A 21,091-nucleotide genomic window follows, 5' to 3' on the forward strand; every position below is an offset into this window, starting at 1 on the left:
GCCCGGTTCTGGTACCGGACAAGGGCCGATCGGCGTGATCGTGCGGGTCAGCCGAGAGCCTTCTCGACCTCCTTGGCCACCTCCGCCGCCCGCACCTCGGGCAGCGGTTCGCCGTCCGCGCCGGTGACGTAGAAGGCGTCCACCGCGTTGGCGCCGAGCGTCGAGACATGGGCGCTGCGCACCCGTACCGCGCTCTGCTCCAGGGCCCGGCCGATCCGGTGCAGCAGGCCCGGGGCGTCCTGGGCACGGACCTCGATCACCGTGGCCAGACGTGAGCCCGCCGCCGCGACCGTCACCCGGGGCGGCGGGGCCTTCACCCCCCGGCGGCGCGGGTAGGCGGCCTCCCGTTCGGCGAGGCGGGCCCGGATGTCCAGGGAGCCGTCCAGGGCGCGTACGAGGTCGGCGCGCAGCCGGGCCGCCTGCGGCAGGGACCCGTACTCGGCCGCGACCCGCCAGCTGAGCAGCAGCAGGTCCGCGGAGTCGCCCACTTCGGTGGGGAGTTCCACGGCGCGCAGTTCGGCGGCGCGGACGGTGAGGCGGTGCAGGGCCAGGACACCGGCGGCCGCGGGCAGGACGCCGGGGCGGTCGGGCAGGGCGATGAGGAGTTCCACGCCGACGGGCTCCGGTTCCCCGTCGTCGGCGGGCGGCCCCGGCTGGGTGTGCAGGGCCAGGACCGGTTCGCCGGTGCGCAGGGCCTCGATGGCGAGGCGTTCCTGTTCGGCGCCGGGCGCGGCGGGTTCCGGTTCCTGGGGGGCCTCCCCCGCGAGGACGGCGGCGACGCGTTTGACGAGGTCGGCGACGAGCGAGGCGCGCCAGGTGCTCCAGGCGGCGGGGCCGGTGGCGAGGGCGTCGGCCTCGGTGAGGGCGTGCAGCAGTTCCAGGGTGGAGGCGCTGCCGACGGCGGTGGCGACGGAGCGGACGGTGGCGGGGTCGTCGAGGTCGCGGCGGGTGGCCGTCTCCACGAGCAGCAGATGGTGGCGTACGAGGGTGGCGACGATGCCCACGTCGTGCTTGTCGAAGCCGATGCGGGCGGCCATGTCGCGGGCGATGACCTCGCCCGCGGCGGAGTGGTCCCCGGGCCAGCCCTTGCCGATGTCGTGGAGCAGGGCGGCGATCAGGAGCAGGTCGGGGCGGTGGACGCGGCGGGTGAGGGAGGCGGCCCGTACGGCGGTCTCGACGAGGTGGCGGTCGACGGTCCAGGTGTGGACGGGGTTGCGCTGGGGGCGGCAGTGGACCCGCTCCCAGTCGGGCAGCAGCCGGGTGATGATCCCCTCGGACTCCAGGGCTTCCCAGACGCCGACGGTGGATTCGCCCGCTCCGAGGAGCGTGATGAGTTCCTCGCGGGCCTCGGCGGGCCACGGGACCGGCAGCGGCCGGGCGGCGGTGGCCAGGTGGCGGACGAGGTGGCGGGAGAGCGGCAGCCCGGATTCGGCGGCCGCCGCGGCGGCCCGGAGGGTCAGGACGGGGTCCTTCTCGGGGCGGGCGGCGCGGGCGAGGACGACCTCGCCGTCCGCCTCCACGACCCCGTCGGCGAGCGGGGTGCGCTCGGGCACGGCCTTGCCGCCGCTCAGCATGGCGCGGAGCCTCGGGCGTACCGAACGGGCGCGCAGGACGCGGTTGACCTCGCGCCAGGTGACGTCGGTGGCGTACGAGACGGTGCGCGCGGCCTCGTACACCTGGCGCAGCAGTACGTCGGCGTCGAGCAGGCCGAGGGCCTCGGCGACCTGGTCCTGCTCCTGGAGGGCGAGGCGGTCGGTGGCGCGGCCGGTGGTGAGGTGGAGGGCGTCGCGGGCGTCGAGGAGGGTGCGGCGGGCCTCGGTGAGCCCTTCGCGGGGGGCGTCGGCGACCCAGGAGGCGGCGACGGCGCGCAGGGCGGTGGCGTCGCGGAGGCCGCCGCGGGCCTCCTTGAGGTCGGGTTCCAGGAGGAACTGGAGCTCGCCCATGCGTTCGGCGCGTTCCCGGCAGAGTTCGTCGAGCGCGGGAAGCCGTTTGGGCGCCTGGTTGCGCCAGTCGGCGAGGATCGCGGTGCGCAGGCCGGCGACGAGGCCGAGGTCTCCGGCGACGGGGCGGGCGTCCAGCAGGCCGAGCTGGACCTTGAGGTCCTCGCCGGCGGTCCTGCGGGCTTCGCCGGGGGTGCGGACGGAGTGGTCGAGGGCCAGGCCGAGGTCCCAGACGGGGTACCAGATGCCGTCGGCGAGGGCGGCGAGGGCTCCGGCGTCGGCGCTGCCGTCGTGCAGGAGCAGCAGATCGAGGTCGCTGCGCGGGGAGAGCTCGCCGCGGCCGTAGCCGCCGACGGCGACGAGGGCGGCTCCGCGGACTCCGGCGTGCTCGGCGGCGGCGGTGAACAGGCCGGTCAGCCAGTCGTCGGTGAGGCGGGCGAGGGCGGCACGGCGCGGCGGCCCGGACTGCGCCTTCTCCTGGAGGAGGCGCAGCCGGGCCGCCGCGTAGCCGCTGGGTCCCGAGTCTTCGGATTCGGTGGTCGTTTCGGTGCTCGTCACCCAGCTGCCTTTCAGTTGGCGGGGCCGTCGGTCAGAGGGCGTCCGGACCGCGTTCGCCGGTCCGTACGCGGATGGCGGTCTCGACCGGCACGCTCCAGACCTTGCCGTCTCCGATCTTGCCGGTCCTGGCGGCCTTCACCACCACGTCGATGAGCTGTTCGGCGTCCTCGTCCTCGACCAGGACCTCGATGCGGATCTTCGGGACGAGGTCGACGGTGTACTCGGCGCCCCGGTAGACCTCGGTGTGTCCGCGCTGACGCCCGTAACCGCTGGCTTCCGTGACGGTGAGGCCGTGGACGCCGAAGGCCTGGAGTGCCTCCTTGATCTCGTCCAGCCGGTGTGGCTTCACGACCGCGGTGATGAGCTTCATGCGTCCACCCTCTTTGCCTTCGGTGCTGCCGTCGTGTCGTGTGCCGGGGCCGCGGTGCGGGGGGCCGCGCCGCCGCCCGCGCCGCTGAAGTCGTATGCCGTCTCGGCGTGCTCGACCTGGTCGATGCCGGAGATCTCGTCGTCCTCGGGGACCCGCATCCCGATGGTCCTGTCGAGCAGGAGGGCGAGGAGGGCGGAGACGACCAGAGAGTACGCGAGGACGGCGAAGACTCCGACGGCCTGCTTGCCGAGCTGGTCGAGGCCGCCGCCGTAGAAGAGGCCCGCCGCGTCGGACTGGACGCCGCCGGTGGCGAAGAAGCCGACGAGCAGGGAGCCGGCGACGCCGCCGACGAGGTGGACGCCGACGACGTCCAGGGAGTCGTCGTAGCCGAACCGGTACTTCAGGCCGACTGCCATGGCGCACAGGACACCGGCGATGGCGCCGACGGCGATGGCACCGAGCGGGCTGACCGATCCGCCGGCCGGGGTGATGGCGACGAGTCCGGCGACGGCACCGGAGGCGGCGCCCAGCGTGGTGAAGGAGCCGTGGCGCAGCTTCTCGTAACCGAGCCAGGCGAGCATCGCGGCGGCGGTGGCGACCTGGGTGTTGACGAACATGACCGCGCCGACGCCGTCGTCGTTGCCGAGCCAGGAGCCCGCGTTGAAGCCGAACCAGCCGAACCACAGGAGACCGGCGCCGAGCATGACGAGCGGCAGGCTGTGCGGCCGCATCGGGTCCCTCTTGAAGCCGACGCGCTTGCCGATGACGAGGATCACCCCGAGGGCCGCGGCGCCCGCGTTGATGTGGACGGCCGTGCCACCGGCGAAGTCGATGACGCCCAGCTCGAAGAGCCAGCCGCCCGCGCCCCACACCCAGTGGGCGACCGGGAAGTAGACGACGGTGACCCAGAGGGTGATGAAGACCGCCCAGGCGGTGAACTTGACGCGGTCGGCGAGGGCGCCGCTGATCAGGGCCGGGGTGAGGACGGCGAACATCAGCTGGAAGACGGCGAATACGTAGACCGGGATGGTGTAGCCGTCCCAGAGTTCGGTGACGCCGATTCCGCTCAGGCCGACGTAGTCCGCGCTCCAGCCGATGACCGAGCCGGTGTCGGTGCCGAAGGCGAGGCTGAATCCGTAGAGCACCCACAGGATCGTGACGATCCCGAGGCTGATGAAGCTCATCATCAGCATGTTGAGGGTGCTCTTGACGCGGACCATGCCTCCGTAGAAGAAGGCCAGGGCCGGGGTCATGAGCATCACCAGAGCCGAGCAGATGAGCATGAACCCGGTGTTGGCGGCAGACAGCTCTGGGGCGTCTGCGGCAAGCGTCGTGATGCCTGGGGGCATCGGCGTCTCCTCGTCGTCGGTGCGGCCGCGTGCGGGGGAAAGCTGCGGGACCACTGGGGAAAAGGTGCGGGCCGGTTATGCGCCATGAGATTGGCGGAGCGCCGTTTCCACGAATGCCGCACGATGTTTCACACCAGTGACGAAGAGGGTTCGCGTGTTACGTCCGAATGAACCGCGGGTGGCGTGTCCGGTGCCCTGGCTACCATGCGGCCCACGCCGCATACGGCGCGGTTGGGGCCGCCGCACACGGGAACCGGCCACGGCGGCCCTCCGTGTGACCAGGCGATGGGGGAGCCGGGTCGGGGTGTACGGAAGGGGCGCCGCGGCCGGTGGCGGGCGGGCCGGGTCAGACCGCTTCGGCGGTCTCCGGCAGCTGTTCGGTGAGCCGGTCGGTGAGCCGGGCGACATCGGCGACATCGCCGAAGTCCCTGGCGGCGGTGTCGACGGTCTTGCGGAGCCGGGTGTTCACCCGCTCGGAACGGACCTTCTTGGCGATCTTCAGCGCCTGTGCGGCCAGCACCGTGGACTGCTCGGGCTCGCGTTTGAGCAGATGGACGGTGGCCATCCCGATCAGATTGAGCGCGTACGAGCGCTGGTGCTCGTCGTCCTCGCCGAACAGCTCGACGGCCTTCTCCATGACGGGTTCGGCGAGCGAGGCGTAGGTGGGGCTGCGGCCCGCGACATAGGCCAGGTCGCGGTAGGAGTGGGCGTTCTCGCCGTTGAGTTCGGCCTCGGAGAAGAAGCGGATCCAGTCGGGCTCGCTCTCGCCGTCGAGTCCGGCGTCGAGGAAGGTGTCCTCGGCCATGCGGACGGCCCGTTTGCATTTGCTGGGCTGGCCCATGTTGGCGTAGGCGCGGGCCTCCATCGCATACAGCATGGCCTGGGTCCGCGCGGTGGCGCAGTCCCGGCTGCCGTACTGGGCGAGATGGATGAGTTCCAGGGCGTCGTCGGGGCGTCCGAGGTGGATCATCTGACGGCTCATGCTGGACAGGACGTAGCTGCCGAGCGGTTTGTCACCGGCCTCCTTGGAGGCATGCAGCGCGAGGACGAAGTACTTCTGCGCGGTGGGCTGGAGGCCGACGTCGTAACTCATCCAGCCCGCCAGTTCGGCCAGTTCGGCCGCGCACCGGAAGAGGCGCTTGGAGGTGGCCGCGGGCTGCGGTTCCTGCAACAGGTCGGTGACCTCGTGGAGTTGGCCGACGACGGCTTTGCGGCGCAGTCCGCCGCCGCACTGCGCGTCCCACTGACGGAACATCGCCGTGGTGGACTCCAGCAGATCCAGCTCGGGCTGGGAGAGCCGGGAGGGGCGGCGGGCCGCGGCGGGCGATTCCGGTTCGGCCTGGCCGGCCCCGGACACGGGCACCAGCCAGCGCTGCATGGGTTCGATGAGGGCGGGGCCCGCGGCGAGGGCCAGCGAGGAGCCGAGGAATCCGCGCCGGGCGAGCATCAGGTCGCTGCGGGAGAACTCGCTGAGCAGGGCAACGGTCTGCGGTCCGGCCCAGGGCAGGTCGACTCCGGCCACCGAGGGTGACTGGTGCGCGGTGCGCAGCCCGAGGTCCTCGACGGCGACGACGGCGCCGAAGCGCTCCGAGAAGAGCTCGGAGAGGATGCGGGGGATCGGCTCGCGGGGCTGTTCACCGTCGAGCCAGCGGCGCACCCTGGAGGTGTCGGTGCTGATGTGCAGGGCGCCCATCTGCCGTGCCCGGCGGTTCACCTGGCGTGCCAGCTCGCCCTTGGACCAGCCGCTGCGCACGAACCACGAGCCCAATTGCTCATTGGGGCGCTTCCCGGCATTCGTCTCGCCTGCGCCGCTGCCACTCACTGGAACGCCCCCATCCCGCCGGAAATCTCATCGCGCGAACCACTATCAGAATGCCGTGCATCGGTGCTGTCCGTACGGAGGTTGCACACCATCGAACAAGAAATCGGGTTGCCTCCGGCATACCTGTGGGTGCACATACTTCCAGGGTTCGTGTACCGACGGTAATCCTACGATCACCCCTCCCGCGAGGGCTCTTGCGGAAACGCCACCATTCGCCACCCCTTCGAATGAACCCGACTGCCGCCGGGCGCGCTTGACTTGACAGACGACGATCAGCGACAGGCGGATTGGAGCACATAGGGGGCGCGCATTCCGCGCCATTCACCTCTTGTGCACACCCGCGCGCCGCCCGATCGAGAACGGCGACGGAGGGTAGAGCGAAAGCTCCGGGTCGTAACCACCGATGAGTCGGACCCGTTGGAGGGGGCATGGGCTTCACGATCGGCGGCATCCGGGAGATGCGATCCGGCTCGCGGCGTCGCGGCCGTACGGCCGAGGGCACCGCGGTGGCCGAGTACACAGGACTCTGGGGCTGGGCCGTGGTGCCCGGGGCGCGGGCCGGGGCCGGCGCCTGTTCATGCGGCGACCCGGTGTGCGCCGCTCCCGGCGCCCATCCGCTGGACTTCGCCCGCGAGGTCCCGGCCGGGGCCACGCTCGACATCGCCGCGCATGCCTGGGCCGAGGTGCCCGGCGCCTCGATGCTGCTGCCGGTGGGCCGCGCCTTCGACGTCCTGGAAGTCGCGGAACCGGCCGGCCGCCGCGCCCTGGTGCGGCTGGAGCGGATGGGTCTGCCCCTGGGGCCGGTCGCCGTGACCCCGACCGGCCGGGCCCAGTTCCTCGTCGCCCCCGGGGCCGCCGCCGAACTCCCCCAGCTGCTCTACCGGATGGGCTGGGACGACGCGGGTCTGGATCTGCGGGCGCTGGGGCCGGGGTCGCACATCACGGCACCGCCGTCCGATCTCGGCGGCCTCGGGCCGGTCCGCTGGCTGCGCCCGCCGGCACTGGACACCACGGCCGCTCCTCCGCAGGCGCGACTGCTGCTGGGCACACTGGCCTACAGCTGCCACCGCTCATAGGCGGACCCCCGCCCGCCGCCCCGGCCGGACGGCCCCCGACCCGCGCCCGCGCCTCCTGGGCGTACACATGCGAACGGGCGGCGGCCTCACAAAGAGGTCCGCCGCCCGTTGTCCGTACGGTGGGTCAGTCGCCGATCAGCGCGTCGACGAAGGCTCCCGGCTCGAACGGGGCCAGGTCGTCCGGTCCCTCACCGAGACCGATCAGCTTCACCGGTACGCCCAGCTCGCGCTGGACGGCGATGACGATGCCGCCCTTGGCGGTGCCGTCGAGTTTGGTGAGGACGATGCCGGTGATGTCGACGACCTCGGCGAACACCCGGGCCTGGACGAGCCCGTTCTGCCCGGTGGTGGCGTCCAGGACGAGCAGGATCTCGTCGAGCGGCCCGTGCTTCTCCACCACCCGCTTGACCTTGCCGAGCTCGTCCATGAGGCCGGTCTTGGTGTGCAGGCGGCCCGCGGTGTCGATGAGGACGACATCGGCACCCTCGGCGATGCCTTCCTTCACCGCGTCGAAGGCGATCGACGCCGGGTCGCCGCCCTCCGGTCCGCGGACCGTACGGGCGCCGACGCGCTCGCCCCAGGTCTGGAGCTGGTCGGCGGCGGCCGCCCGGAAGGTGTCGGCGGCGCCGAGCACGACGCTGCGGCCGTCGGCGACGAGCACCCGGGCCAGCTTGCCGGTGGTGGTGGTCTTGCCGGTGCCGTTGACGCCGACGACCATGACGACGCCGGGGGTTTCGGCGCCGCCCTCCGTCCTGACCTCGCGGTCGAAGTCGGGGCCGAGCAGGGTGATCAGTTCTTCGCGGAGCAGGGTGCGCAGTTCCTCGGGGGTACGGGTGCCGAGCACCCGGACGCGCTCGCGCAGCCGCTCGACCAGTTCCTGGGTGGGGGCGACGCCGACGTCGGCGGTGAGGAGGGTCTCCTCGATCTCCTCCCAGGTGTCCTCGTCGAGGTTGTCCCGGGACAGGAGCGTGAGCAGCCCCTTGCCGAGGGAGTTCTGCGAGCGGGCGAGCCGGGCGCGGAGCCGGACGAGCCGGCCCGCGGTGGGCTCGGGGACCTCCAGTGCGGGGGCGGCGGGCGCCTCCGGCTCGGCGACGGCCGGGGCTTGTCCGGCGGGAGCCTCGGTGTCCGGGAGACCGACCTCCTCGACGGTGCGCCGCGCTTCGTCGCGCGGCGTCTCGGCTTCCTCGCCGACATGGGGCTCGGCGGGAGGAGTGATGGTCGGCGTGCTCGACGGTGCCGAGGGCGGCAGCTGCTTCTTCTTGCGGCTGCTGACCACGAGCCCGCTGATCAGGCCGACCGCGACCAGGGCGATGACTACAGCAAGGATGACGATTTCCATAACCCGTCCAGTATCGGCCACGGCCGCACCGGGGCGCGGCCGTGGCGGACACCTCGAAGGTCACACTCGGACTTATGCACCCTTTGGTGGCAAAAGTAAGCTTTCGTTCATGGAGACTCGCGGCCTGGGGCGGGACGGCGCCCCGGGCATGACGCCGTCCCGGGCCGCGCTCTCCGGCTGGAGCACGGGGCCGCACGCGATGCCGCCGCGCCCCGCGCAAGGTGCCGGCGAGCGGCCCCTACACTTCTGACGCTACGTCAGTTACGGTGCCGCCTCCACCAAGCCCGCCCGGCGAAGGGGACGCCCGTCATGGCCTTCACAGTGGTCCGGTTCAATCTCGTCGATCCCGACGCCACGCCCGAGTCCCTCTCGGCCCGCTACCGCGCGGCGCTGGAGATGGCCGCGTACGCCGACGAGCACGGCGTCGACACCGTACAGACCGAGGAGCACCACGGGGCCGCCAATTCCTGGCTGCCCTCCCCGTTCGTCTTCGCCGGTTCCGTCTTCGGGGCCACCCGGCGGATCGCGGTGACCGTCTCGGCCATCATCGGCCCGCTGCACGATCCGCTGCGGCTGGCCGAGGACATCGCGGTGCTCGACCTGCTCAGCGCGGGGCGGCTGGTGACCGTCGCGGGGATCGGCTACCGGCCCGCCGAGTACGAGCGGGCGGGCGTGGAGTGGGGCAGGCGCGGCAAACTCCAGGACGAGCTGCTGGAGACGCTGCTCCAGGCGTGGACCGGGGAACCGTTCGCGTACCGGGGCCGTACGGTCACGGTCAGCCCGCGCCCGTACACCCAGCCCCATCCGCTGCTCCTGGTGGGCGGCAGCTCGCGGGCGGCGGCACGGCGGGCGGCCCGGCTGGGGCTGCCGCTCTTCCCGAGCGCGCACCTGCCGGAGCTGGAGGCGTACTACCACGAGCAGCGCGCGGAACACGGGACGGAGGGGTTCTGCATGATGCCCGCGGCCAGGACGCCGCTGCTGCATGTGTCCGAGGACCCGGACCGGACATGGGCGCGGTACGGCGAGCACCTTCTGCACGAGGCCCGGACGTACTCCTCCTGGCAGTCGAAGGACATCCGCTCGGCCGTGCGCTCGGCGGCGACGACGGTGGCGGAGCTGCGCGAGGAGGGCGTGTACCGGATCGTCACACCGCGGCAGTGCGCGGAGCTGGACGCGGACAGCCTGGTCCTGCATCCGCTGTGCGGCGGGATGCCGGTGGAGGAAGGGTGGCGCAGCCTGCGGCTGTTCTGCGAGGCGACGGGGAACGCCGCCGCCCCGGCTCGACAGTGATCCGGGGGCGGAAGGCCGGGCGGGCGCTCTGGCATCGGCATGGGGAGGGGCAGCGCGGCCGGGCTCCGGGAAGGGCAGCGGTGCGGGGCTCCGGGAAGGGCAGCGGGGCCGGGCACCAGGAGGGCAGCGCGGCCGGGCGCTGTCTCAGCCCATCTCCTCCAGCGTCTTGCCCTTGGTCTCCTTCACGAACTTGAGCACGAAGGGGATCGAGAGCGTCGCGAACCCCGCGTAGATGATGTAGGTGGCCGACAGGTTCCAGTCGGCCAGGCTCGGGAAGCTCGCGGTGATCGCCCAGTTGGCCATCCACTGCGCGAACACGGCGACGCCGAGCGCGGCGGCGCGGATCCGGTTGGGGAACATCTCACCGAGAAGGACCCAGACCACGACACCCCACGACAGGGCGAAGAAGAGCACGAAGACATGGGCCGCCACGAGGGCGACGACGCCCTGGGTGTTGGGCAGTTTGCCGTCGACGAGGTTGGCGGAGAACGCCCAGGCCTCGAAGGCCAGCGCGATCGCCATACCGATCGAGCCGACCAGCGCGAGCGGCCTGCGGCCCACCCGGTCCACCAGGACCATCGCGATCACCGTGCCGATGATGTTGATGATCGAGGTGGTGAACGAGTAGAAGAACGATTCGGTCGGGTCGATGCCGACGGACTGCCACAGCGTCGCCGAGTAGTAGAACGCCACGTTGATGCCGACGAGTTGCTGGAAGACGGACAGGCCGATGCCGATCCAGACGATGGGCAGGAAGCCGAAGCGGCTGCCGAGCAGGTCCTTGAAGGTGGACTTGTGCTCCCGGTGCATGGCGGTCTCGATCTCGGCCACGCGGGCGTCGAGGTCGACGTGCTCTCCTTCGACCTCGGCGAGGATCTTCCGGGCCCGTTCCTTCTTGCCGACCGAGATCAAAAAGCGCGGCGACTCGGGGATCGCGAAGGACAGGAGCCCGTACAGGACGGCGGGGACGACCATCACCCCGAGCATCCACTGCCATGCCTCGATGCCGCCGATCTTGCCGCGCTGGTCACCGTCGGCGATCTGGAGGATGCCGTAGTTGACCAGCTGGGAGAGGGCGATGCCGATGACGATGGCGGCCTGCTGGAAGGAGCCGAGCCGGCCGCGGTAGGCGGGCGGCGAGACCTCGGCGATGTACGCCGGACCGATGACGGAGGCCATCCCGATGGCGAAGCCGCCGATGATGCGCCACATCGCCAGGTCCCAGAGCGCGAACGGCAGCGCCGAGCCGACCGCGCTGATGGTGAAGAGCACGGACGAGATCTGCATGCAGCGGATACGGCCGATGCGGTCGGCGATACGTCCTGCGGTGGCGGCGCCGATCGCGCAGCCGATCAGCGCGATCGCGATGACCTGGGCAAGCGTGCCGGAGCCGATGTCGTACCGGTGGCGGATCGCTTCGACGGTGCCATTGATGACAGAGCTGTCGTAGCCGAAGAGAAAGCCGCCCATCGCCGCGGCTGCCGTGATGAAGATGACATGACCGAGGTGGTCCGGATGGTCGACCCGGGCTCCGGACTGCGGTCCCTTCGAAATGCTGGACACATGAACTCCTGATGCCTGGCCGCGTCGTCAGGCGTGGGGGGTGAGCCCTCTAAGTGGCGCATAAGATCCGGCCTGCCACCACTTGAAGGTGAAATCAACTTCGCAGGCATTTTTCATTCAGATCTCGAAGTCGAATTTCTCTTGCGAGCCGACTTCTACCCAGGCACATGGGATTAGCCCGTTGAAGCCTTGAAGATTGAGTAAAGGTTCAGCGCAGCCGCTGGCTGATGACCTTGGAGACTCCATCGCCCTGCATGGAGACCCCGTACAACGCGTCGGCGACCTCCATCGTCCGCTTCTGGTGCGTGATCACGATCAGCTGGGAGCTCTCCTGGAGCTCCTCCATGATCCGGATCAGCCGCTGCAGATTGGTGTCGTCCAGCGCCGCCTCGACCTCGTCCATCACATAGAACGGGCTCGGCCTCGCCTTGAAGATCGAGACCAGCAACGCCACGGCCGTCAGGGACCGCTCGCCGCCCGACAGCAGCGAGAGCCGCTTGACCTTCTTGCCCGGCGGGCGGGCCTCGACGTCCACGCCCGTGGCGAGCATGTTGTCGGGATCGGTCAGGATCAGCCGCCCCTCGCCGCCGGGGAAGAGCCGCGAGAAGACGCCCTCGAACTCGCGGGCCGTGTCCCGGTACGCCTCGGTGAACACCTGCTCGACCCGCTCGTCGACCTCCTTGATCACCTGGAGCAGATCGGCCCGGGTCTTCTTCAGGTCTTCCAGCTGCTCGGAGAGGAACTTGTGCCGCTCCTCCAGCGCCGAGAACTCCTCCAGGGCGAGCGGATTCACCTTCCCGAGTTGCTGGTACGCCCGTTCGGCCGACTTCAGCCGCTTCTCCTGCTCGGCCCTGACGAACGGCTTCGGCTGGTTGCGCGGGTCCTCCGGATCCTCCGGCAGCTCCTCGCCCTGGGCCGCCGGGGACGGCGGAACCAGCTGGTCGGGGCCGTACTCGGAGGCCAGCCCGGCCGGCTCCACGCCGAGCTCCTCCAGCGCCTTCGCCTCCAACTGCTCTATCCGCAGCCGCTTCTCGGCACCCAGGACCTCACCCCGGTGCACCGAGTCGGTCAGTTTGTCGAGCTCGCCCTTCAGCGCCCGGCCCCGGTCCCGCTCGGCCGCCAGCTCCCGCTCCCGTTCGGCCTTCGCCGCCTCCGCCGAAGTCCGCTCCTCCTGGGCCCGTACGACGGACACCTCGACGTGCGCGAGCAGCTGACGGGCGCCGGAGGCGACGGCGGAGGCCACCGCGGCCTCGTGCCGCAGCCTGGCCCGGTGCTGCTCGGCGCGAGCACGGGCCTCCCGTTCGGCACGAGCCGCGCGGTCCAGGGAGTCGGCGCGCCCGGCGAGCGACTTCACCCGTTCCTCGTGGGTACGGGCCTGGAGGCGGGCCTCCATCTCGGTCTGGCGGGCGTTGGCACCGTCGGCGGCGAGCCGGTCGCGTACGGAGGTGTCGGGCTCCTCGTCGACCGGCGTCTCCTCCGCCACGAGCAGCCGCTCGGCCAGCTCCGCCGCCTCCTCGGTCGCCCGCTCCAGGGCGTCCTGGGCGCGGGCCGCGGACGCGGCGGTCCGCTCGGCCTCGCCCGCCGCTCCCCGGGCCTGCCCGGCGAGCCGCCCCAGCTGCTGGGCCACACCCGACTTCTCCCGCTCCGCGGCGCGGCGCCGCTCCCCCAGCTCCTCGACAAGCGCGGCACCGGCCCGGCGCCGCTCCCCCGCGAGCTGCTGGGCGGCGGCCAGCTCCTCGCACCGTACGGCCAGCTCCGCCAGGTCGGCGGCCGCCTCGTCCACGGACGCCCGCACTTCGAGGAGGCTGGGCGCCCCGGCGGAACCGCCGTGCGCGAAGTGGGCCGACAGCACGTCGCCCTCACCGGTCACCGCGATCAGCCCGGGGTGCGCGGCGACCAGGTCCTCGGCGTCGTCCAGGGTGCCGACGACCACCATGTCCCGCACCAGCCTGCGCACGGCAACCATCAGCTCGGCGGGCCCGCGCACCAGCCCGGCGACGGCGGGCGCTCCCGCGACCGAGACCTCGTCCCCGGCGGCCACCAGGGCGGCCGGGGCGGAGGCGTGGGCGGAGGCCGGCCGGACGCCCGCGTCGCTCCGCCCACTCGCGTACGCGTCACCCCGGCCGGGTACGTGCGCGTCCCCGTGCCCGGGTACGTGCGCGTCCCCCTGTCCGGGTACGTCCGTGTCCCCTTGTCCAGGTACGTGCGCACCGGGACCGCTCACCGCGGCTTCGCCGGCCTGCCCCGGAACGGCGGCGTCCCCCCACCCCGTCACCTGCGCGTCCCCCTGCCCGGGTACATGCCGAACGCCCACCTGAGCACCCACCCGTGGGCCGCCGCCCAGCAGCAGCGCCGCACGCCCCGCGTCCTCCTTGCGCAGCAGCCGGATCGCCTCCGCGGCCGTGGCCGGGTCCGTCACCGCCACCGCGTCCGCCGCCGCGCCCAGGGCTGCCGCCACCGCGACCTCGTACCCCGGTACCACCGTGAGCAGTTCCGCGGCCGGACCGAGCAGACCGGACAGCCGGTCGCGGGCACCGAGCAGCGCGCCCGTGCCGTCCTTGCGGCGCAGGCCCAGGGCCAGCGCCCCGTGCCGGGCCGCGACCGCGGCGCGCTCACGCTCGGCGGCCGTCGCGGCCTCCCGCGCCGCACCGTGGGCCGCCTCTGCCTCGTCGAGCGCGCGCTTGGCGGCCTCGTGCCGCCCGGCCAGCTCCGCGTCGCCCGCGTCCAGGCCGTCGACCTCGGCCTTGAGCTGCTCGTACTCCTCCTGGGCCAGGGCCGCGCGCTCCCGCGCCTCGTCGCGGGACGCGGCCAGCCGGTCGATCTCCGCCTGGGCCGAGCCGGCCCGGCTGCGGGCCGCGTTGACCTGGCCGTTCAGCCGGGCGAGCCCTTCGCGCCGGTCCGCGATGGCCCGCGCGGCGTCCTTGAGCCTGCGCTCCTCGGCCGCCAACTCCCGTTCCAGGTCGGACCGGTGGGCGACGGTATCCTCCAGGGCGTGTTCCGCGGCTTCCAGCGCGGCCGTCAGCTCCGCCTCCTGCTCGCGGATCCGGGCGGCCTCGCGCTCCATGTCCTCCGGGTCCCGCCCGCGCCGGTCCTCCGCGGGCGCGGCGGTGGCGCTCTTCACCCGGGCATCGGCCAGCGAGATCGTGCCCCGTACCCGTTCGGCGAGCTGCGACAGCTCGTACCAGGTCTGCTGGGCCCGCTGGAGTCTCGGCGCGAGGCGCCGCACCTCGCCCTCCAGTTCCGCCTCGCGGGCGAGCGCCGCCTTGAGCTCGGCCTCCGCGGCGTCCTTGCGCCTCTTCAGTTCGGCCTCGTCCGCGATCTCGTCGCGCAGCGCGGTGTGCAGGGTCACGAGGTCGTCGGCGAGGAGCCGCAGCCGGGCGTCGCGCAGATCGGCCTGGATGACCGCGGCCCGGCGGGCGACGGCCGCCTGTCTGCCGAGCGGCTTCAGCTGGCGGCGCAGCTCGTCGGTGAGGTCCTGGACGCGGGCCAGATTGGCCCCCATCGCGTCCAGCTTCCGCAGCGCCTTTTCTTTTCGCTTGCGGTGTTTGAGCACACCCGCGGCCTCCTCGATGAAGGCGCGGCGGCCCATCGGATCGGCGTGCAGCACGGAGTCCAACTGACCCTGACCGACGATGACATGCATCTCGCGGCCGATACCGGAGTCCGAGAGGAGTTCCTGGATGTCGAGCAGCCGGCAGGTGTCGCCATTGATCTGGTATTCGCTGCCGCCATTGCGGAACATGATCCGGGTGATCGTCACTTCGGCGTATTCGATGGGGAGTGCGCCATCGGAATTATCAATGGTCAGCGACACCTCCGCCCGGCCGAGCGGCGGCCGCCCGGTCGTGCCGGCGAAGATCACGTCTTCCATCTTGCCGCCGCGCAGGGACTTGGCGCCCTGTTCTCCCATGACCCAGGAGAGCGCGTCCACCACATTGGATTTGCCTGATCCATTGGGTCCGACGACACAGGTGATCCCCGGTTCGAACCGCAGGGTCGTGGCGGAGGCGAACGATTTGAAACCACGCAGGGTCAGGGCCTTGAGGTGCACGCCGCCGGACTCTACCTTTCGCACTCGGTTTCGCTGTTGAAGGTGCAGGGCACATCAGACGGTAAGGGAAGGGCTGTACGTCCGGGCGGGGGTCCGGATCGGGGCCGGGGGCGGGAATGTGCGACCGGGGGGTCGAGAACGAAAGAAAGGGACGCCGAGGCGTCCCTGTAAATCTTGCGCGGCGTCCTGCGTGACGGATCGCTGACACACCGGGCGACGAGCACATGCCCGGTATTCCGGGACACCCTCGGTGTTCCGGTACGGCGATCCGTGACGAAGACGATCCAGAATTTCTCAGGCGACTGAGCAAGCCCAGCCCGACCGGCCCGACGGGGCCACCGGTCAGGTCAGCGCGGGCTCCGCCTGGGGTACGTCAATGTCGATGCTGTCGAGCAGCGACTCTTGGTGCTGGGCGGCGGCGTTCAGCGCGTCGTTCTCGTCCTGGATCCGTACAAGCTCGGATTCCAGGTCCTGGACGCGCTGCTGGAGCCGTCGCATCTCGGCGAGGAGTCGCGGGTCGGAACCGCCGACGTAACCGAGAAGCGCCTTTGCCATGATGGATGGTCCTCCACACTGAGTGACCGACCGAGAGCGGTGTGGGTCGTGAGGGAATCGCACCCGCGGTGCTCGGCAGTGCCCTGTCAACACTGCGGTTCTGCTGCCAAAAAGCTCTGCCAAACAGCTAAGGTGCGCGGGGTTTTCAGCGTCTCACCAAAAAGTTTGACGGTCAACACGATCACACCCCGTAGAGGCGGGCGTCCCGGGGGTGCGCGGCTAGACGATCATGCGGCGCGACTCTCCTGCGGGGCCCTGAGGGGCGTGGAGATCTTCGTTAATGCCGCAGCCTGGCACGCCGTCCCGTTCTTGGCAACCACAGGCCGCCTCCCGGTCCCTTCGCAGGTCATTTCGGGTGCGGGGTCATCATGAACTCTTCGGTAACCGCCCGGCGCGCTCCGTATACGGTGCGGATCCACCGGCACTCGCAGGTGGCGTGATCAACGGATCGCGAATCCCTCATAACCCCCGCGCGGGGTGTCCCAGATCTCAGTGACTCCGTCCACGCGCCCGGGTGTGTCGTCGGAACGCAGCCAGTCCAGCAAACGGTGGCAATTCTCACGTGACCCCTCGGCTACGACCTGCACCCTGCCGTCGTCGAGATTGAGGGCAAAGCCGATCAGCCCACCGATCTCCAAAGCGTTTGCCCTGGTGAACCAGCGGAAGCCTACTTGCTGTACTCGGCCGCGTACCCAAACGACGAGTCGTGCGTCTTCGCTCATACGTGAACGCTAACGGGCCAATAGCTCTCGGAGCACTTCGCCCCTTTGACCCATGGCGTACAGTCCGGTCGCAATAGCTCACTCGAACGGGTGAGTACGACTGAGAAATGTGACGTCGCAGGGGCGTCCGGAGCATCAGGAAGGCACTGCGCATGGGACGCCACGGACGATCCGCCGCAGACCCCGCCGCTGAGGACAACGCGGCCGGAGCCGCGTTCGGGCACCGGGGTACGCGACGGAAGAAGCGGGCCTCCCTGCCCGTACGCGCCGGCCTCCTCGGCGTCTCCGCGGCGGTGGCCGCGGGAGCGGTCGCCCTGGCCACGGGTCTGCTGCCCGGCGGTGACACCCACACCGTGGGCGGTACGTCCACCGCGGACCAGCTGCGCTCCGGTGGCGCCCCGGACCTCCTGACGCAGGGCGGCGACTCGGCCGAGCCGACCGACCGCGCCTCTGCTTCGGCCTCCACCCCCGCCGGCCGGGGCAGCGCACGGCCGAAGGCCGCCTCGAAGTCCGCTTCCGCTTCCGCCACCCCGAGCAAGCCGGCCGCCGCGCCGTCGAAGAAGCCGACGGCGTCTTCGAAGGCACCTTCGAACACCCCCGCCGCGGCGCCGAGGAAGACCACGAGCCCGGCGACGAAGGCCCCGGCCGCGCCGAAGACCTCGTCCGCCGCACCGTCCCGGAAGGCACCGGCCCCCTCGCCCTCCACCACCTCCGCCCAGGCCACCATTCTCGCCCTGGTGAACCAGGAGCGGTCCAAGGTCGGCTGCTCCCCGGTCACCACGAGCGCCCCGCTGACCGCGCTCGCCCAGAACTTCAGCGAGGACATGGCGGCGCGCGGCTTCTTCGACCACACCGACCCCGACGGCGCGACCCCCTGGGACCGTGCCGCGAAGGCCGGCATACAGGGGCTCGGCGGCGAGAACATCGCCCGCGGCCAGGCCGACGCCAAGGCCGCGATGGAGGCCTGGATGAACAGCGACGGGCACCGGGCAAACATTCTCAACTGCGATTACAAGACCCTCGGCGTCGGCATGCACGCCGGTTCCGGCGGCCCCTGGTGGACACAGGACTTCGGCTTCTGAGGCTTCAGAGGCTCTTCTGAGGCTTCTGAGTGCTTCCGGCACCACCGGTATCGCCCCCCCTACGCCCCCACTTACGCGAGTACAGCGCACTCTCCTGGTGAGCGCTGTGCGGGCGTAAGCTGTGGCGTATGGACAGCCTCCCGTTCGACGTCTTCTCCAGGCAGTGCCCTTCGCGCGGCACGCTGGAGCATGTCACCGGGCGCTGGGGCGGCCTGACCCTCGGCGCGCTGTACGAGGGCAGCCTCCGCTTCAACGAGCTGCGCCGCCGGGTCGACGGGGTGAGCGAGAAGATGCTCTCCCAGACCCTGCACGCCCTGGAGCGTGACGGACTCGTGCACCGGGAGGCGCAGCCCACCAATCCGCCCCGGGTGGACTACGAGTTGACCCCCCTCGGCCGCGAGGTGGCCGGGCGGCTGCTGGCACTCATCCAGCTCGTGGAGGGCCGGATGGCCGAGGTGCTGGCGGCCCGTACGCGATACGACGAGGCACGGGACAGCCCTTAGGCCGTGTCCGACAGGACCTGGTCACGAAGCGGCCCGCGAGAGCCGGTTGGTCATGAGGCGCGCGGCGGGCGCTGGCAGCGCGGGCAGTAGTAGCTGGAGCGGTTCATCCAGGCCCGGCGGCGCATCGGCGTACCGCAGCGGTGGCACGGCTCGCCCTCCCGCCCGTACGCGTCGAGCGAGCGGTCGAAGTAGCCGGACTCGCCGTTCACGTTCACATAGAGGCTGTCGAAGCTGGTGCCGCCCTGGTCGAGGGCCGCGTTCATCACGTCGCGGGCGTGGCCGAGCAGCTCGGCCGACTTGGGCCGGGTCAGCGTCGCGGTCGGCCGGTCGAAGTGGAGCCTGGCCCGCCACAGTGCCTCGTCGGCGTAGATGTTGCCGACGCCGCTGATCAGCGACTGGTCGAGCAGGGCGCGCTTGACCGTCGTACGGCGCAGGCGCAGGGCCGTGTGGAACGCGGCGTCGTCGAATTGCGGGTCGAGCGGGTCCCGGGCGATGTGGGCGATGGTGTCGGGCAGCCCGTCCGGGGTGTTCTCGTGGAGCGAGAGCCCGCCGAAGGTCCGCTGGTCGACGAAGCGCAGCTCGGTGCCGAGCGCGTCGTCGAACCGGATCCTGATCCGCAGGTGCTTCTCGTCGGCGGCGTCCTCGGGCTGGACGAGCAGCTGGCCGCTCATCCCGAGGTGGCCGAGCAGCGAGGAGGACTCCTCCTCCAGCGGCACCCAGAGGTACTTGCCCCGTCGCATCGCCGTGCCGAACCGGACCCCGTGCAGCCGCGCCGCGAAGTCCACGCCGCCCGCGAGGTGTCTGCGGACCGCGCGCGGGTGCAGGACCTCGACATCGGTGACGGTGCGGCCGGTGACCCAGCGCTCCAGACCTCGCCGTACGACTTCGACCTCGGGCAGCTCGGGCACGATGGCGCTCCTGGAACGATGAGTGGTACGGGACGGCACAAGGGGATGTCCGTACGGCACGGACGGTTCGCACAGCACGGACGGTTCGCACGGCACGGACAGTTCGTACGGCACAGGGAAAACCCCCCGGTGCACTAGGCACCGAGGGGTTCCCGGTTGCTTCAGGCAGGAGCGACGTCCGTGTTCGGCGACGGCTCGGCAGAGGTGTCGGCGACGACCCCTCCGTCGGCTGCGGCCTTCGCCGCGGCCTCCCGCGCTTCCGCGGCGGCGCTGATCTCACGCCAGGCGGATTCCGCCGCCTGTTGCTCCGCTTCCTTCTTGCTACGGCCGGTGCCGGTGCCGTACGAGACACCACCGACGCGAGCAGCAGCAGTGAAGGTCTTCTCGTGGTCCGGGCCGGTCTCCGTGACGAGGTACTCGGGAACTCCGAGGCTCTCGCTCGCGGTGAGCTCCTGGAGGCTGGTTTTCCAGTCCAGGCCGGCGCCGAGGTTCGAGGACCTGTCGATCAGCGGGTCGAAGAGCCGGTGAACCAGCTCCGAGGCCGCGCCGAGGCCCTGATCGAGGTAGACCGCACCGATCACCGCTTCAAGGGTGTCGGCGAGGATGGAAGCCTTGTCCCGGCCCCCCGTGCCCTCTTCACCGCGGCCGAGCCGGATGAAGGAGCCGAGTTCGAGGCCGCGGCCCACTTCCGCAAGTGCACGTGAGTTGACCACCGCGGCCCGCAACTTGGCCAGCTGGCCTTCGGGCAGGTCGGGGTGGGTGCGGTACAGCGTGTCCGTGACCACCAGGCCGAGCACCGAATCCCCGAGGAATTCGAGCCGCTCGTTGGTGGGCAGACCGCCGTTCTCATATGCGTACGAACGGTGGGTCAGCGCACGCACCAGAAGGGCGGACTCGAGGTGATACCCGAGCCGCCCTTCCAGAAGCGTGTGGGACGAGGCTGTGTTGACGTTGTCTGCCTGCTTCTTGGCACTGGACAACTCAGACATCGGGCCTCTCACCAGCCGCTCAGACCTCGAGGACCTGGCGCTTGTTATAGGTGCCGCAGCTCGGGCACGCAATGTGCTGGAGCTTCGGCTCCTGGCAACGCTCGCACGAAACCAGGGTGGGGACCGCAGCCTTCCACTGCGACCGGCGGTGGCGCGTGTTGCTGCGCGACATCTTCCGCTTCGGAACAGCCACGGCTACTTCTCCTGCTTCTCGTCGACGCCAGGTTCGGCGCCGCCCATGTTGTCCTTCTCGCCGTCCTGAACGGTCTCGGCGAGTCCTTGCAGTGCCGCCCAACGAATGTCGACGGCGTCGTGGTGGTGGCCGGGATTCTCGTCCAGCCTGATTCCGCATTCGGAACACAGGCCGGCGCAGGTCTCCTTGCACACCGGCTGCATGGGCAGTGCGAGCACTACCGCGTCACGCAGCACTGACTCGAGGTCGAACAAGCCGTCCTCAAGGAAGAACACATCCTCGTCGTCCTCGACGTCGTCGGCCGGGTCCGCCGCCTTGCTGCGGCCCCGGTCATCGGCGTCAGGGTACGAGAACATCTCCTGGAAGTCCGCTTCGACCTCTATGGCCAGCGGCTCCAGACACCTTACGCACTCCCCCTGGGCCGACGCACGGGCGGTGCCTGTGACAAGCACCCCTTCCATGACCGACTCAAGGCGGATGTCCAGCACCACGGGTGCGCCTTCCGGCACACCGATGACGCCGTCGATACCCAGATCCTTCGGTGCCTCCACCGAGCGGGTCAGCCGCTTGAGGGCACCGGGACGCCGACCCAACTCGTGCGTATCGAACACGAGGGGGTTTCGGTGGTCGAGGTGGCCGTTCAGGGCTTTTCCTGCTTTCGCGATCATGTGCGTCGTGCTGCATCGGAGGGGCCGACCCGGTCCGGAGTCGAAACGGGCAGCCGGGATCGCGGATCTACGCGCGACCGAAGAGCCAGGATACTTGACGTACCGCTCAGCAC

The 21,091-nt window shown here is 70.9% G+C and carries 17 protein-coding genes; 4 read left to right on the forward strand and 13 right to left on the reverse strand.

The window, feature by feature from the left end; all coding sequences use genetic code 11:
* Nucleotides 1-47: 47 nt before the first annotated feature.
* The 4 genes from OG413_RS01295 to OG413_RS01310 all read right to left on the reverse strand — a co-directional run bounded on the left by OG413_RS01295 (nt 48) and on the right by OG413_RS01310 (nt 6,039).
* Entirely contained in the window at nt 48-2,498 is a 2,451-nt protein-coding gene (locus tag OG413_RS01295) for a [protein-PII] uridylyltransferase (RefSeq protein ID WP_266802436.1), read from the reverse strand.
* Between the two features lie 31 nt (nt 2,499-2,529).
* Nucleotides 2,530-2,868, reverse strand: a complete 339-nt coding sequence (locus OG413_RS01300; RefSeq protein WP_266802437.1) for a P-II family nitrogen regulator — start codon at nt 2,866-2,868, stop codon at nt 2,530-2,532.
* The gene (locus OG413_RS01305; protein WP_266802438.1) at nt 2,865-4,217 is read right to left on the reverse strand and encodes an ammonium transporter; all 1,353 of its coding nucleotides are present in this window, start codon (nt 4,215-4,217) and stop codon (nt 2,865-2,867) included. Before OG413_RS01305 ends, OG413_RS01300 begins: the two co-directional genes overlap by 4 nt.
* Before the next feature lie 346 nt (nt 4,218-4,563).
* Nucleotides 4,564-6,039, reverse strand: coding sequence for a hypothetical protein (locus tag OG413_RS01310; RefSeq protein ID WP_266802439.1), 1,476 nt, complete (start codon nt 6,037-6,039; stop codon nt 4,564-4,566).
* 428 nt (nt 6,040-6,467) lie between these two features.
* Here OG413_RS01310 and OG413_RS01315 point away from each other — a divergent pair, with 428 nt between their 5' ends.
* Nucleotides 6,468-7,115 carry a bifunctional DNA primase/polymerase gene (locus OG413_RS01315; RefSeq protein WP_266802440.1) on the forward strand — a complete coding sequence of 216 codons (648 nt, stop codon included), beginning with the start codon at nt 6,468-6,470 and terminating at the stop codon, nt 7,113-7,115.
* 124 nt (nt 7,116-7,239) lie between these two features.
* Here OG413_RS01315 and ftsY read toward each other — a convergent pair whose 3' ends face one another.
* Nucleotides 7,240-8,454, reverse strand: coding sequence for a signal recognition particle-docking protein FtsY (gene ftsY, locus OG413_RS01320; RefSeq protein WP_266802441.1), 1,215 nt, complete (start codon nt 8,452-8,454; stop codon nt 7,240-7,242).
* Nucleotides 8,455-8,763: 309 nt separating this feature from the next.
* Between ftsY and OG413_RS01325 the strand changes: the two genes are divergently transcribed.
* Nucleotides 8,764-9,744 (forward strand): LLM class flavin-dependent oxidoreductase, encoded by a 981-nt coding sequence (locus OG413_RS01325; protein ID WP_266802442.1) that lies wholly within the window; start codon nt 8,764-8,766, stop codon nt 9,742-9,744.
* A 144-nt stretch (nt 9,745-9,888) separates the two neighbouring features.
* On the opposite strand, the gene OG413_RS01330 is transcribed toward OG413_RS01325, so the two are convergent.
* The 4 genes from OG413_RS01330 to OG413_RS01345 all read right to left on the reverse strand — a co-directional run bounded on the left by OG413_RS01330 (nt 9,889) and on the right by OG413_RS01345 (nt 16,635).
* Nucleotides 9,889-11,307: a sugar porter family MFS transporter gene (locus tag OG413_RS01330; RefSeq protein WP_266802443.1), complete on the reverse strand. Its 1,419-nt coding sequence runs from the start codon at nt 11,305-11,307 to the stop codon at nt 9,889-9,891.
* 208 nt (nt 11,308-11,515) lie between these two features.
* The gene (locus OG413_RS01335) at nt 11,516-15,358 is read right to left on the reverse strand and encodes an AAA family ATPase (RefSeq protein WP_266802444.1); all 3,843 of its coding nucleotides are present in this window, start codon (nt 15,356-15,358) and stop codon (nt 11,516-11,518) included.
* A gap of 342 nt (nt 15,359-15,700) precedes the next feature.
* Nucleotides 15,701-15,913, reverse strand: coding sequence for a hypothetical protein (locus tag OG413_RS01340; RefSeq protein ID WP_018551753.1), 213 nt, complete (start codon nt 15,911-15,913; stop codon nt 15,701-15,703).
* A gap of 440 nt (nt 15,914-16,353) precedes the next feature.
* Nucleotides 16,354-16,635, reverse strand: coding sequence for an acylphosphatase (locus OG413_RS01345; protein ID WP_266802445.1), 282 nt, complete (start codon nt 16,633-16,635; stop codon nt 16,354-16,356).
* A gap of 152 nt (nt 16,636-16,787) precedes the next feature.
* On the opposite strand from OG413_RS01345, the gene OG413_RS01350 reads away from it, so the two are divergent.
* Together OG413_RS01350 and OG413_RS01355 are read left to right on the forward strand one after the other, a co-directional pair.
* Complete coding sequence (locus OG413_RS01350; protein WP_266802446.1) at nt 16,788-17,717, forward strand: CAP domain-containing protein; 930 nt, start codon at nt 16,788-16,790, stop codon at nt 17,715-17,717.
* A 128-nt stretch (nt 17,718-17,845) separates the two neighbouring features.
* On the forward strand, nt 17,846-18,220 hold the full coding sequence (locus tag OG413_RS01355; protein ID WP_266802447.1) for a helix-turn-helix domain-containing protein: 375 nt from the start codon (nt 17,846-17,848) through the stop codon (nt 18,218-18,220).
* A gap of 50 nt (nt 18,221-18,270) precedes the next feature.
* Here OG413_RS01355 and mutM read toward each other — a convergent pair whose 3' ends face one another.
* The 4 genes from mutM to OG413_RS01375 all read right to left on the reverse strand — a co-directional run bounded on the left by mutM (nt 18,271) and on the right by OG413_RS01375 (nt 20,978).
* Nucleotides 18,271-19,128, reverse strand: a complete 858-nt coding sequence (mutM, locus tag OG413_RS01360; RefSeq protein WP_266802448.1) for a bifunctional DNA-formamidopyrimidine glycosylase/DNA-(apurinic or apyrimidinic site) lyase — start codon at nt 19,126-19,128, stop codon at nt 18,271-18,273.
* A gap of 161 nt (nt 19,129-19,289) precedes the next feature.
* The gene (gene rnc, locus OG413_RS01365; RefSeq protein ID WP_266802449.1) at nt 19,290-20,117 is read right to left on the reverse strand and encodes a ribonuclease III; all 828 of its coding nucleotides are present in this window, start codon (nt 20,115-20,117) and stop codon (nt 19,290-19,292) included.
* Nucleotides 20,118-20,136: 19 nt separating this feature from the next.
* Nucleotides 20,137-20,310, reverse strand: coding sequence for a 50S ribosomal protein L32 (rpmF, locus tag OG413_RS01370; protein WP_003965982.1), 174 nt, complete (start codon nt 20,308-20,310; stop codon nt 20,137-20,139).
* Between the two features lie 2 nt (nt 20,311-20,312).
* Nucleotides 20,313-20,978 (reverse strand): DUF177 domain-containing protein, encoded by a 666-nt coding sequence (locus OG413_RS01375; RefSeq protein WP_266802450.1) that lies wholly within the window; start codon nt 20,976-20,978, stop codon nt 20,313-20,315.
* Nucleotides 20,979-21,091 lie beyond the last annotated feature (113 nt).

It is taken from the genome of Streptomyces sp. NBC_01433 (assembly GCF_026340105.1).
In the GTDB taxonomy this organism is placed as follows: Bacteria; Actinomycetota; Actinomycetes; order Streptomycetales; family Streptomycetaceae; genus Streptomyces.

What these genes read in the sequence shown, in the direction of transcription:
- ftsY (WP_266802441.1), bottom strand. Translation starts at nt 8,454, where the DNA reads ATGGAAATCGTCATCCTTGCTGTAGTCATCGCCCTGGTCGCGGTCGGC.
- OG413_RS01300 (WP_266802437.1), bottom strand. Translation starts at nt 2,868, where the DNA reads ATGAAGCTCATCACCGCGGTCGTGAAGCCACACCGGCTGGACGAGATC.
- OG413_RS01305 (WP_266802438.1), bottom strand. Translation starts at nt 4,217, where the DNA reads ATGCCCCCAGGCATCACGACGCTTGCCGCAGACGCCCCAGAGCTGTCT.
- rnc (WP_266802449.1), bottom strand. Translation starts at nt 20,117, where the DNA reads ATGTCTGAGTTGTCCAGTGCCAAGAAGCAGGCAGACAACGTCAACACA.
- OG413_RS01340 (WP_018551753.1), bottom strand. Translation starts at nt 15,913, where the DNA reads ATGGCAAAGGCGCTTCTCGGTTACGTCGGCGGTTCCGACCCGCGACTC.
- OG413_RS01345 (WP_266802445.1), bottom strand. Translation starts at nt 16,635, where the DNA reads ATGAGCGAAGACGCACGACTCGTCGTTTGGGTACGCGGCCGAGTACAG.
- OG413_RS01355 (WP_266802447.1), top strand. Translation starts at nt 17,846, where the DNA reads ATGGACAGCCTCCCGTTCGACGTCTTCTCCAGGCAGTGCCCTTCGCGC.
- OG413_RS01350 (WP_266802446.1), top strand. Translation starts at nt 16,788, where the DNA reads ATGGGACGCCACGGACGATCCGCCGCAGACCCCGCCGCTGAGGACAAC.
- OG413_RS01325 (WP_266802442.1), top strand. Translation starts at nt 8,764, where the DNA reads ATGGCCTTCACAGTGGTCCGGTTCAATCTCGTCGATCCCGACGCCACG.
- OG413_RS01375 (WP_266802450.1), bottom strand. Translation starts at nt 20,978, where the DNA reads ATGATCGCGAAAGCAGGAAAAGCCCTGAACGGCCACCTCGACCACCGA.
- OG413_RS01315 (WP_266802440.1), top strand. Translation starts at nt 6,468, where the DNA reads ATGGGCTTCACGATCGGCGGCATCCGGGAGATGCGATCCGGCTCGCGG.